11 protein-coding genes are annotated in these 12099 nt (G+C 49.7%); 6 read left to right on the top strand and 5 right to left on the bottom strand.

Features of this window, described 5'->3' with window-relative positions; genetic code table 11:
- Positions 1–2: 2 nt before the first annotated feature.
- Complete coding sequence (locus FCU94_RS16055) at positions 3–920, bottom strand: DUF58 domain-containing protein (RefSeq protein WP_176289486.1); 918 nt, start codon at positions 918–920, stop codon at positions 3–5.
- A gap of 11 nt (positions 921–931) precedes the next feature.
- Positions 932–1888, bottom strand: a complete 957-nt coding sequence (locus tag FCU94_RS16050) for an AAA family ATPase (protein WP_176289485.1) — start codon at positions 1886–1888, stop codon at positions 932–934.
- A gap of 379 nt (positions 1889–2267) precedes the next feature.
- On the opposite strand from FCU94_RS16050, the gene FCU94_RS16045 reads away from it, so the two are divergent.
- The 3 genes from FCU94_RS16045 to FCU94_RS19395 all read left to right on the top strand — a co-directional run bounded on the left by FCU94_RS16045 (position 2268) and on the right by FCU94_RS19395 (position 4650).
- On the top strand, positions 2268–4181 hold the full coding sequence (locus tag FCU94_RS16045) for a methyl-accepting chemotaxis protein (protein ID WP_176289484.1): 1914 nt from the start codon (positions 2268–2270) through the stop codon (positions 4179–4181).
- Between the two features lie 81 nt (positions 4182–4262).
- On the top strand, positions 4263–4463 hold the full coding sequence (locus FCU94_RS16040; protein WP_176289483.1) for a restriction endonuclease subunit S: 201 nt from the start codon (positions 4263–4265) through the stop codon (positions 4461–4463).
- Between the two features lie 61 nt (positions 4464–4524).
- Positions 4525–4650, top strand: a complete 126-nt coding sequence (locus FCU94_RS19395) for a hypothetical protein (protein WP_255199289.1) — start codon at positions 4525–4527, stop codon at positions 4648–4650.
- Positions 4651–4710: 60 nt separating this feature from the next.
- Here the strand turns inward: FCU94_RS19395 and pyrC are convergent, their stop codons facing one another.
- On the bottom strand, positions 4711–5739 hold the full coding sequence (gene pyrC, locus FCU94_RS16035; RefSeq protein ID WP_176289482.1) for a dihydroorotase: 1029 nt from the start codon (positions 5737–5739) through the stop codon (positions 4711–4713).
- A 251-nt stretch (positions 5740–5990) separates the two neighbouring features.
- Between pyrC and FCU94_RS16030 the strand changes: the two genes are divergently transcribed.
- A complete protein-coding gene (locus FCU94_RS16030; protein ID WP_176289481.1) occupies positions 5991–7808 on the top strand; it encodes a hybrid-cluster NAD(P)-dependent oxidoreductase in 1818 nt (605 codons plus the stop codon).
- Between the two features lie 161 nt (positions 7809–7969).
- Positions 7970–8758, top strand: coding sequence for an AraC family transcriptional regulator (locus FCU94_RS16025; protein WP_176289480.1), 789 nt, complete (start codon positions 7970–7972; stop codon positions 8756–8758).
- Positions 8759–8801: 43 nt separating this feature from the next.
- Here the strand turns inward: FCU94_RS16025 and FCU94_RS16020 are convergent, their stop codons facing one another.
- Positions 8802–9722, bottom strand: coding sequence for a M14 family metallopeptidase (locus tag FCU94_RS16020; RefSeq protein ID WP_176289479.1), 921 nt, complete (start codon positions 9720–9722; stop codon positions 8802–8804).
- A 126-nt stretch (positions 9723–9848) separates the two neighbouring features.
- On the bottom strand, positions 9849–10496 hold the full coding sequence (locus tag FCU94_RS16015; RefSeq protein WP_176289478.1) for a DsbA family oxidoreductase: 648 nt from the start codon (positions 10494–10496) through the stop codon (positions 9849–9851).
- 204 nt (positions 10497–10700) lie between these two features.
- Here FCU94_RS16015 and FCU94_RS16010 point away from each other — a divergent pair, with 204 nt between their 5' ends.
- A complete protein-coding gene (locus tag FCU94_RS16010; protein ID WP_176289477.1) occupies positions 10701–12053 on the top strand; it encodes an alpha-amylase family protein in 1353 nt (450 codons plus the stop codon).
- Positions 12054–12099: the final 46 nt, after the last annotated feature.

The raw sequence follows: 12099 nt of genomic DNA, 5'->3' as shown, positions 1-12099 counted from the left end.
AGTTAAAATCCATCTAATTGTTTTAATAGGGTGCGATCACTGCTGAGCGCTGAAAATGAGATGCCCATGGTTAGGGCTAATTGCGTTAAGTAGGCGCGCTGTTGCTCAAATGCGTCGGCAATACCGGCGCGTGTTAGTTTAGAGGCAAAATCTAACCAATGATTGCCTTTGGCACTACTGACTAACTCACTACCACGAAAATGCGTGTCTCCATACTCCAATGGATCGCAAATGTGCACCATGCGCACGCGGTTATGTTGAGTAAGGCGGCTAAGCGCAGGTTCATCCTTCGGTATCAAACGAGTAAAGTCGCTTAATAGAATGATCTCACTCCCTTTTGGGCACAGACGATTTAGCGCTTGCAGGGCATGGCTAAGCGGCCAAGAGTCGTGCTTCTCTGCCGCAAGGCCGATGGCGTGCTGGGTGACGAGTGATTGAATCAAGCCCAGAGCGCCTTTAGTTCGCGCGGTTGGCTTGAGTTCGATAAGCTCGCTACCAGTGTCGATGACTGCGCCAACTCTATCTTGCTGCGCCACGCTTAGCCAAGCAATTAAGCTCGCCATATGCGCGACTTGAACCGACTTGAACAGCAGTTGAGAGCCGAAAAAAAGGCTAGGTGAAAGGTCAATCAACAAAACGATGGGCTTTTCACGCTCTTCGCTAAACAGCTTAGTATGAGGCTTACCCGTTCGGGCCGTGACGCGCCAGTCGATGGCGCGAATATCATCTCCAGCCTGGTACTGACGTACTTCACTAAAATCCATACCCCGGCCGAGTTGACGACTGTGATGCTGACCAAGCCTCTGTGACCACAGGCTTTTTCCTGGCGGCATCCAACGGATAGCTTGTTGCTTGTAATAGATCAGCTCATCAAGGGTTAGATTGACGCCGTCACTATAAGGTGGAAGCTGAGTGTGCATGGATCTCACCCTTAAGCACTGCCAACGAGGGAAAGCAGCGTCGTGATGACCTGATTCGGCTGCACACCTTGTGCTTGCGCTTGGTAGCTGAGCAGCAAGCGGTGTCGCAAGACAGGATAGGCCATAGCTTGAACGTCTTGTGGATCGACATAATCACGCCCACTGAGCCAAGCATGAGCGCGGGCACAGCGGTCTAAAGCGATGGTGGCGCGCGGGCTGACGCCCATTTCAAGCCACTGTTCTAACTGCTCATCGTACTTACCTGGATTGCGCGTCGCCATCACTAGTCGGATGATGTATTGTTCGATACTTTCCGCCATATGGATATTAAGGACCGCTTGTCTGGCGGTAAAGATATCGTTTTGTTTCAACATTGGCGGTACAGGGTGGCTATCACCTTTGGCTTCACCGCGGTTTAACCTTAAGATCTCAAGTTCGCTGTCGGCATCTGGGTAGTCCACATCTAGGTGGAGTAAAAATCGGTCGAGCTGCGCTTCTGGCAGTGGGTAAGTGCCCTCTTGCTCAATCGGGTTCTGCGTCGCCATAACTAGAAACAGTTCAGGCAGCGGGTAGGTTTTGCGCCCGGCTGTTATCTGTTTTTCAGCCATGGCTTCGAGCATGGCGGCTTGAACTTTGGCTGGCGCGCGGTTGATCTCATCAGCCAAAATAAGCGAGTTAAAAATGGGGCCTGCTTGAAAGGTAAATTCGCCGCTTTCCGGACGGAAGACATCGGTCCCGGTGAGATCTGCCGGCAGTAGGTCGGGGGTAAACTGAATACGGTGAAAGTCCCCCTCAATGCAATCTGCAAGAGATTTGACCGCGCGAGTCTTGGCAAGTCCTGGTGGGCCCTCAACCAAAATATGCCCGTCTGCCAGCAAAGCAACCAAGAGTTGATTCACCAGCTCACTCTGGCCAACGATTTGGCTGTTTAAATAGTCTCGTAACTGTTGTAGAGCCTGCGAATTCATGATTGTCTCTCTCCTTATTTTTTCACTTAGTAGCTGGTAAGAACGAAAAGTTCCCTCTCGATCAGGCCAGTAATTGCGCTATGTCGAAAATATCACCACACTGACTTAGGGCTGTCTAGACAAGTGCAATCAATTCAGTGAGTTAAAATATGGGGGCAAAATTCTCAGATCCAATATTCCAATATTGAAAACTTGGCTTTCTTGACCTTTATTTGATAGTGACAGCAAAGTTAGATAAATCAGCATTATGTCATTAAGAAATCAATACTGATGCCGATATAAGATTTGGATTGAGTCGTATGCGTTAATAAAAGCCGCATACATTGGCACACCAATCCAATATTGACTCAATATCGAAAAGCTTGAAAAGGCAGAGAGAATGAAACTGAACTCAATCAGCATAAAACAGAAAGTGGTCGCAGGCATTACCTTTGCGGTATTGGCGTCGACCATCATCGTCGGTGTGATGGCGCAACGTCAGGCGCGATCGGTATTGGAAGATCGCTTGATCAATCTAGAGGTGCCCGCCACCCTAGAACAAATCAGTGGGCAAATTGACGATGAAGTGCGTCAACTGCTCGCCGCGGCGAAACAGCTCGCCGACAACGAGTTTATTAAGCAAGCGATCGATACCACCTCTATCTCACCAGAGGTGGAAGCACGCTTGGTTAAGCAGCTCAATAATATGCGCGCCCAATATCAACTCAATGATGCCTCAGTGGCCAATCGTGATACGGCATACTACTGGAACCAAAATGGGTTCTTGCGCCAGCTAAACCAGCAGCAAGATGGGTGGTTCTTTGGTTTCAAGCAGTCAGGAAACGCGACATCGGTGAGTATTTTCCAAGAAGCCAACGGCGATGTGAAGATGTTCACCAACTATCAAAGCCTCAATGGGATGTCGATGTCGGGCCTATCTAAGTCGATGGATGATATGGTTGCATTACTCAATGGTTTCCAAATTGAAGAGTCTGGTTTTGTGTTTCTTGCCGATGCGCAAGGACAAGTCCAGATTCATCGCGATAGCAGCAAAGCCAAATCAACCCTTGCCAAGTTATTTGGGGGTGATACATCTCAACTGCTCAATAAGTCTTCGTTTAACCTGATTGAAGCGGTGTACGAAGGCCAAGATGTATTGGTAGCGACCAGCTTTATTCCGTCGATGAACTGGTTTGTGGTCGGTGTGATCCCCGTGGACGAGGTGTTTGCTGAACTCAACGATGTCGCGACCCAAATGATGGTGACCACCATCGTTGTTGCTGGACTGTTTATCTTGATGGGACTTTTCCTCGCGAACGGTATCGCTCGCCCAATTCAAGCGATTGCAACACGTTTTGTTGACCTGGGCAAAGGCGACGGTGACTTGTCTCAACGTATCGAAGTGAAAGGACGTGATGAAATTGGCCAGCTTTCAGAGGGCTTTAATGGCTTTATTGAGAAAATTCATCAATCGATGAAAGAAGTGGCGTCAACCAGCCACGCCCTGCAAGCCGCGGCGGATGGCGTATCGACTAAGTCGCATACTACTCATAACAACAGCCAAGTTCAGCGTGACCAAACCATTCAAGTGGTGACGGCGATTAATCAGATGGGGGCAACCATCAGTGAGATTGCTAGCAATGCGGCGACAGCAGCAGAGACGGCCTCTACGGCTTCAGACAACACCCAAGAAGGCCAAAACGTGGTAAATAAGGCCAAAGATGCCATTAGCCGTTTGGCTCTCGACATCGAAAATACGGGCCGAGTGGTCGAACAGTTGGCCTCAACGACCCAAGAGATTGGTTCTATTCTCGATGTGATTCGTGATATCTCTGAGCAAACCAACTTGCTCGCACTCAACGCAGCCATTGAGGCCGCGCGTGCTGGGGAGCAAGGACGAGGTTTTGCGGTTGTGGCTGACGAGGTACGTAACTTGGCCAGTCGCACTGCCGCATCAACCGAAGAAATTCAGAAGATGATTAACCAGTTGCAAGGCGATGCCAAAGATGCAGTGTCGGCGATGGAAGCGGGTAAGAGTGTGACCGGAGAAGGGGTCTCTGCGTCAGACGAAGCCGTCGAAGTGCTGGTACGCATTTCTGAGCGTATTCATGACATTTCGGACCGCAATACCCAGGTTGCGACGGCCACAGAAGAGCAATCAACCGTGGTTCACACCATCAACCAGAATATCGAAGAGATCAACGCGATCAACGAAGTAACGACAGGGACCGCTGAAGAGCTGGCCGCTGCGAGCACCGAGTTGAAAGATCTGTCACAACGCCTTGATCGAATGGTGGGCAGCTTTAAGCTGTAAAGTAACAGCGATACTGGCGTCACCGGGGCTAAGTGGGGTAAACTTAGCCCCAGTTATTTTGGTTAAAAGGTAAGTGAAGTCATGAGCGATTTCGAAAAAGAGCTTGAGCAGATGTCTCAGGAGATGAGCAGCGAACCCGAAGTTGCATTGCCATCGCTTGAAGAGCAACAAGCGATTGCGCAAGAGCTGAAACAACTGGAAGCAGAAGGCAAGCTAACGCCAGAAGTGCTTGAGCAGTACTTTGGTAAGTTTTACGCTAAGTCAGATACGCCAGTGCACTAAGTCAGTATCCGTTTGTGTATAGGTCGCTAATGCGGCCTTTTTTATTGTCTCGGAGTCGATTATGTTTATTGTCTACCGCCTCGTGAAGTTGGCCGTTATCTGTGCGCTGTTCTTCACGTTATATGATTGGATTGCGTTCGGTGAAATTACCTGGGTCGCTCGCTTACTGGCTGAATTCGGACTTTAACCCGTCACCAATAAAAAAGAGCGACCTCAGGTCGCTCTTTTTGCTTTCAATCGTGTCTGACTATTTGACACTCCAACCAACCGTTTCACCTGCGCGAATCGGAACCACAACGTCTTGACCAAATGGCATAATTTCAGCGACAGCCCATGGCTGCTTGGTTAGTGTGACGGTATCTGGGTTGCGCTCGAGACCGTAGAAATCTGGACCATTGTGGCTGGCAAAGGCTTCAAGGTTGCCTAGTTTGCCCTCTTGCTCAAACACTTCAGCGTACAGCTCTAGTGCCGCGTGCGCCGTGTACGAACCGGCACAGCCACAAGCCGCTTCTTTCATGCCTTTTGCGTGCGGCGCAGAGTCTGTGCCTAAGAAAAACTTTTTGCTGCCGCTGGTCGCTGCCTCAATGAGCGCAAGCTGGTGGGTGTTGCGCTTAAGAATTGGCAGGCAGTAGAAGTGAGGTTTGATACCACCCACTAACATGTGATTGCGGTTGTAAAGAAGGTGATGAGCGGTAATGGTGGCCGCGACATTATCATTGGCGTTGTTAACAAAGTTCGCCGCATCGGCCGTGGTGATGTGCTCAAGGACAACCTTTAGATTAGGGAAATCATTGACAATAGGGGCCAAAACGGTATCTAAAAACGCTTTCTCACGGTCAAAGATATCCACATCGTGGTGGGTGACTTCACCGTGAACCAAGAGCAGCATTCCGACTTCTTGCATCGCTTCAAGTACGTGGTAGATGTTCTTAGCGTCAGTAACACCTGAGTCAGAGTTGGTGGTGGCCCCAGCAGGGTAAAGCTTGGCGGCGACAACCGCGCCCGATGCTTTTGCTTTGCGAATCTCATCTGGGGTGGTGTTGTCAGTCAAGTAAAGCGCCATTAAAGGTTGAAACTGTTCACTTGGCTGTTGCGCCATAATGCGTTCACGATAGGCGAGCGCCATTTCGGTGGTGGTCACTGGTGGGACGGTGTTAGGCATGATCAGCGCACGTCCGTTGTAGCGGCTAATATCTCGCACGGTATCCTTGAGGACCTCGCCATCACGTAAGTGAACATGCCAGTCGTCAGGACGTGTGATTGTAAGTGTTGTCATGATTGCTCCCACCATAAATTGAGTTGTCTGATTGGAGCCTAAACGCAACGAAAAATGTGAAGGCAAACGCTTACGTTTAGGCGACAGGATGATAGAGCAAACCTGATTCTATTTCACCTTTTTTTTCATCGAAACCGCCACTTGTTTAGGGCATCAAAGGTCTTACGCTTTGTTTTTTTGTTGGCATCAGCAATAAAACGCCATCAAATTGAGTATACTGGTGCGACAATAATGAATGCTTAGGATTAGCAATGTCAGTCTCAACTCTTTCTCAAATTAATGTCTATCCGGTCAAGTCCGTTGGTGGTGTTTCGCTCTCTAATGCTTGGGTCGAAAAACAAGGTTTGATGTTTGATCGCCGTTTTATGCTCGCATTAGCCGATGGCTCTATGGTCACCGCACGAAAATATCCATTTATGGTCACGGTTCAATCCACGATTACCCCTGACGGTTTGATTATTACGGCCCCGGGTCACGAGCCTTTGCGGATTCGATACAGTGAATTTAAGATGCAACCGACGCCCGCGACGGTATGGAGTGATGATTTCACCGCCTATACCACCACCGATGCGGCAGATGATTGGTTTAGTGATGTGCTTGGCAAACGAGTGGAACTGCTGTTTTGTGGCGAGCAATCCAACCGGGTGCGCGAAAAATTCGGCCACAATGTCAGTTTTGCCGATGGTTACCCGTTGCTGGTGATCAGTGAAGCGTCATTGGCCGAACTGAACCGTCGTAGCTCAGAACATCACTCGATGGACCAATTTAGAACAAATTTGGTTGTTTCCAGTGATGAACCTTTTGTCGAAGACAGCTGGAAGCGCATTCGGATTGGAGAGGTGGAGTTTGAGGCGGTTAAACCGTGTGAGCGCTGTATTTTAACTACGGTTGATGTTGAAACGGGTGAGTTCAGAGCGACAAAAGAGCCGCTCAGAACCTTGTCTCAATTCCGGGCCAATAAGTTTGGTGGAGTATTCTTTGGCCAAAATCTGGTGGCTCTGAATGAAGGGACCATTCATCAAGGCGACAGCGTGGAAGTGCTGGAGTATAAACCGAAAGAGTCCTATCCCGACAACAGCCCGAAAAAAATGGTGATGACCTGTGTCGAGCGTGAAGAGATTGCTCGTGATTTCGTGACTTTTTGGCTCGAGCCGCAACAAGGTGAGATCCCAAGTTATCAGCCTGGTCAGCATTTGCCGATTTCTATCCAAGTCGATGGTGAAACGATTGGTCGTCGTTATACGCTCTCTTCCAGTCCTTCGCGACCAGGACGTTTAGCGATCTCGGTCAAACGTATTCACGGTGGTCGAGTTTCTAACTGGCTGGTGGATAATCTGAAAATCGGTGACACCTTAGATTGTGAAAAGCCGGACGGTAGCTTCCATCTCGGTAACAAAAGCCATTCTCCCTTGTTGTTGCTCTCTGCAGGGAGTGGTGTGACGCCGATGTTATCGATGCTGCGCTATCTTGCCGACCATGACCAAGTCGGTGATGTGGTGTTCTATCATCAATGCCGCAGTGTCGAGGATATTCCGTGCCGTGACGAGCTAGAGCAATTGCGGGCGCAGCATCCGGGCTTAAAAGTGCTGATTTCCTTGTCGCAAGCACCGATCGATTGGTTCGGCCTGAAAGGGCGTTTTACCTTGTCTCACCTAAAACAGATTAAGGATGTCGAGCAGCGTCAGGTGTTTGTTTGTGGGCCTGATGGCTTTATGCAAAAGGCGAAAAACTTGTTGCTGAAAAAAGGTTTGCCCGAAAAGCAGTATCATCAAGAAGCCTTTGGCGTGAGCACTACCAGCCAGCAAGCGTTCGCGTCGGTGACGATCAACGTCAATGGGCAAGCCTTTAGTGGCGACAACCAAAAAACACTGCTTGAACAAGCTGAAGATGCCGGCATTGCGATTGCCAATAGTTGCCGAGCGGGGTTATGTGGCGCGTGTAAAGTCACGCTTAGCTCAGGTCAAGTGCATCATCCGGATGTGCCGGCTTTACCAGAGAGTGAGCGCCATCAAGGCCAGATTCTGGCCTGTTGTAGCGTACCGCAAACTGACTTAGACGTCAGCGTGTAGCCAATAACAGACGGCGGTGCTTGCTCAAGTGAGGAGCACCGCCGTGTACCACTGACTGTTGCACGGTTCAATCAACAAGATTAACAGTAGTCATCGTCTGTCAGGTCTGTATGATTGCATCTATCGTTATAGCGACACGGCGCCTGGTAGGAAAACACGTTTTGAGAAAATCAGCCAAACATCTCCACCCTTCATTATCGATTGATAAAGCACCATCAGAGGTGTTTATGAATTTCGAAGCATTCTTGTCAAATACCGAAACCCGCATGCACAGTCACCCATGGGGACAAGTTCAGTTGATCAGTGGCGGTATCTTGGAAATGGAAGCGCAAGGGACGCGATTTCTCGCTCCGCCGCATTTGGCGATTTGGGTGCCTGCCGGTGTGATGCACACCAGTTTCAACCGCAAGCCTTTATCTTATTGCTCATTGAACATCGCCGAGCGCTTGACCGAGAACTTTCCCGATTGTACCAGCCTTATCAAAATTACGCCGATAGTGTCGGCGATTGTGGATGATTTTCGTCAACGCCAGGTTAATATCGCCAGCAGCCAACAAGACAAAAGGTTGGTGCAAGTGCTCCTCGACCAACTCGCTACTCGCGATACCCAGCATCACTTTTTGCCGTCGACAGACAACAAATATTTGGCCAAGATTTTGGCGGCTGTTGAAGAGAACCCGATTGATAACACCAGCTTGTCACAATGGGCCGAAAAAGTGCACACCACCGAGCGTACGCTCGCACGGCATTGTCAGGCTGAGCTCGGGATGAGCTTTACAGAATGGCGCCTACGAGTGCGTTATCTGCACTCTATGGATTTACTGCGAAAAGGTCATTCGGTTAAAGAAGTGGCACTCACCTTAGGTTACAATCAGGCTAGTCCGTTTATCGCGATGTTCAAAAAATACTCCGGGCAAACCCCGGAGCAATATAAAAGCCGATTACTGTAATACCCATCGATATGTACAGTTGCTCAACGCTTTATTCTGTTGACTATATCTGTGTTAGCACATAGTCCAAACCGCCGACAATCGCCGCCACTTGGGCGCGGTTACACTCTTGGTCGGTGACGGTTGGGCTATCGGGATATACTTCGGTTGTTGTGCCGTAGGTACAGTGGGTCACCCCACCACATAAGCCAAGTTTAACCATAGGGTACTGGATTACGCCGTGTTGAATGACAGGAGAGCCGATGATCTCGCCTTTCTCATCCGCCGGGGCGATATGGGTCACTTTACTCACCGAGGCGATCACAGCGGCTTGAAAATCAGGTTGTGGATTTTCGCTGTCTCCTACCGTGTAAAAGCCGTCAGGAATCATTCCTTCAATATACTCAACCCCGTCTCGCGCAGCGAGGGAGGGGCGAAACTCGGTTTCGTCGCTATCTGTGGTTTCATGTAAGTCAATATGCACTAAGACCTCGCCGTCAAGCTTGGCCACCAACGCCATTAAGTGAGCGGATTCTTCTGCAGGGGAGTTGGCGTAGAAAGAGCGATTTGGATCGAGAGCGAGTGGGTTCCAACGATTGATGGTTTCATAGCCCCACGGGCTAACGCACGGCGCGATAACGATATTGAAATCTTGGCTGTATCGTGCCATTTCTGCGCGGGCAAACTCGAGCGCGCCGTGTACGCCACTCGTCTCGTAACCGTGAACACCCCCCGTTATTAGAACTACCGGTTTACTCGGTTGCCAAGATTTACTCTTGATACAAAACAGCGGGTAGCGACTCGGGTCATAGGAGAGCGCGCCGTATTGTTCAACGTCAAACTGGTCGCGCAGTGCATCTATTTTTGGCACCACTTCTTGTTGGTAGTGACGTTTTATTGAGGTTTGTGCACGCCACTGCTGGCGCTGCGTATCGCCCCATTTTTGACCTGGGATGCCGATTGGGTAGGTGTCGCTGCTGTGCATGAAATAGCCCTAACGTGATTGGATTAGAGTCATAGCATAGAGCGGTGATGCGCGACAGGCAATCTTGGTCGGTAAAAAGGGGCGGAGGGCGCACTGCTGGTTGACTTGCCGCCTCCCTTATTCAGCCTAACCTTCGGCTTGGGCGATTTGTTCGATGGCTTCGACCAACCTGTCTGGTGTTTGTGCACCAGAAATAAGGTGTTTCTGATTAATGATGATCGCAGGGACTGCGTTGATCCCGGCCTCAAGCCATTGCTGCTCCGTCGCCGCGACCGCTTCGGCCCAGCTTTCCTCGTGGAGAATATGTTCCGCGACTTGCCTATCGAGCCCCACTTGTTCGGCGCAGTCGATAAGAACCTGCTCATCACTGACATCAAGCTGATTGGTGAAGTAGGCTTCAAATAGCGCCATTTCCAACGCCATCTGTCTGTTTTCGCTTTGCGCCCAAAGTAACAGTTGATGCGCTTTACGCGTGTTGTAGATGCGCATTTGGTCATAAAATTTGAACTGAAAACCGACCTCTTGGCCGAGTTGAGTCAGAGTTTCGCGTGCTGCGATGCTGGCCTCGTCACTGGTGCCATACTTTTCCTGAATGTGCTCGCGCAGGTTTTGTCCTTCTTTGCCCATCGCAGGGTTCAGCTCGAATGGGTGCCAATGGATTTCCGCCGTGATGCTGTGTTCGAGTCTGCTCAACGCTTGTTCTAGGCGTTTGAAGCCTATGATGCACCAAGGGCAAACCACATCCGAAACGATATCAATACGAATAGTGTTCATCTTGTCATCCTTTTGTGCCGCTGTTGATAAGTATAGCCTCCCTCAAGAGGGTGAATCCAAGGTAACATATCCCCCGGGTCTACGCCTATTCACTACTACGTAAAAAAAGTGTGCAAGGGGGAAGAGATAGCAGTCGGCTTTGCTAAGATGCGAAGTAATGGACCACTCCTTGTGAGTGTTGACTCCCTGATAAAGGAACTCGTGATGAACAATTCTCACGCCACTGACGTCATATTGCATGCGTTTGATTGGCCCTATGCCTTGGTCGAGCAGCGTGCAAGACAAATACAGCAAGCGGGCTATCAGTCGGTATTGGTCTCGCCGCCGATGAAATCGCTCAAACGCGATTCGGGTACCGAATGGTGGCAGCGTTATCAACCCCAAGACTATCGAGTGATAGACAATCAACTGGGTAATAGCCAAGACTTTACGCGTATGGTCGAGACGTTAAAAGCCTTAGGTGTGCATGTTTACGCTGATGTGGTGTTTAACCATATGGCCAATGAATCGGATGTACGTGGCGACCTGCAATACCCAAGCCGTGCTGACTTGGCCGACTACCAGCGTGATAGTGACTACTATCAAGCGCAGAAATTGTTTGGCGATCTCGGCCAGCCTCTTTTTGACCAAGATGATTTTGTTGAAGCGTTTGGCATTGAAGATTGGCAAGATCGCTGGCAGGTACAAAATGGTCGTATTACTGGCGGGCCGACCGACCCTGGTTTGCCAACGCTTAGAGTATGTCCTCATGTGGTAGAGCAGCAGCAAGCTTATCTACGTGCACTGAAGCAATTGGGGGTTAAGGGCTTTCGTATTGATGCCGCTAAGCATATGACGCTAGAGCACCTCAAGCAGGTCTGGACAGAGGAAATTTGCCAAGACGTCCACATCTTCGGTGAGATTATTACTAGTGGCGGTGCCACGAAACCAGAATATGAATTGTTCTTAGAGCCTTTTTTGGCTCAAACACGATTGGGTGCCTATGATTTTCCATTATTTCAGACACTATTTGATGCGCTTGATAGTCGAGGTAGCTTAAAAAGTTTGGTCGACCCTTACTGCTTTGGTCAGGCACTGTCCGAAACGCGAGCGATCACCTTTGCCATTACCCATGACATTCCCAACAATGATGTGTTTGCCAACTTGGTGATGAGCGAAGCGAATGAGTGGCTGGCCTACTGTTACCTGCTTGGTAGAGATGGGGGCGTGCCGCTGATTTACACCGATTTAAATACCAGTGGCATTAAAAATCAGCATGGAGAGCCACGTTGGTTAGCCGCATGGCAAGAAGAAAAAATGTTGGCGGCTATCGACTTTCATAATCGCATGCATGGTAAGAGTATGAAGATACTCGAAGCCTCAGATGATCTCCTCGTTTTCGCTCGCGGGGAAGAAGGTATAGTGATCATCAATAAATCGCGCCGCGCACAAAGTGTCGATTTTATCACTAAATCTGAATGGCTTGATTTGCTCACTTTGGAGAGTATCGAACCCCAAGCGGGGCGGTGCTTGGTTAAAGTGCCAGGCCAATCGGCGCTGATGCTGGTGGCGATCTAGCCATGGATAAAACAAAGGCGCCAATGTGGCGCCTTTGTATCTCGCT

This window comes from Vibrio sp. JPW-9-11-11 (genome assembly GCF_013369335.1).
Taxonomy (GTDB): domain Bacteria; phylum Pseudomonadota; class Gammaproteobacteria; order Enterobacterales; family Vibrionaceae; genus Vibrio.
The sequence above is the reverse complement of the archived record's forward strand: the minus strand, read 5'-3'. Positions and strand labels throughout refer to the sequence as shown.

Bases quoted from the DNA above. Each gene is read 5' to 3' on its own strand.
- FCU94_RS16055 (WP_176289486.1), bottom strand. From the start codon at position 920: ATGCACACTCAGCTTCCACCTTATAGTGACGGCGTCAATCTAACCCTT.
- FCU94_RS16050 (WP_176289485.1), bottom strand. From the start codon at position 1,888: ATGAATTCGCAGGCTCTACAACAGTTACGAGACTATTTAAACAGCCAA.
- FCU94_RS16045 (WP_176289484.1), top strand. From the start codon at position 2,268: ATGAAACTGAACTCAATCAGCATAAAACAGAAAGTGGTCGCAGGCATT.
- FCU94_RS16040 (WP_176289483.1), top strand. From the start codon at position 4,263: ATGAGCGATTTCGAAAAAGAGCTTGAGCAGATGTCTCAGGAGATGAGC.
- FCU94_RS19395 (WP_255199289.1), top strand. From the start codon at position 4,525: ATGTTTATTGTCTACCGCCTCGTGAAGTTGGCCGTTATCTGTGCGCTG.
- pyrC (WP_176289482.1), bottom strand. From the start codon at position 5,739: ATGACAACACTTACAATCACACGTCCTGACGACTGGCATGTTCACTTA.
- FCU94_RS16030 (WP_176289481.1), top strand. From the start codon at position 5,991: ATGTCAGTCTCAACTCTTTCTCAAATTAATGTCTATCCGGTCAAGTCC.
- FCU94_RS16020 (WP_176289479.1), bottom strand. From the start codon at position 9,722: ATGCACAGCAGCGACACCTACCCAATCGGCATCCCAGGTCAAAAATGG.
- FCU94_RS16015 (WP_176289478.1), bottom strand. From the start codon at position 10,496: ATGAACACTATTCGTATTGATATCGTTTCGGATGTGGTTTGCCCTTGG.
- FCU94_RS16010 (WP_176289477.1), top strand. From the start codon at position 10,701: ATGAACAATTCTCACGCCACTGACGTCATATTGCATGCGTTTGATTGG.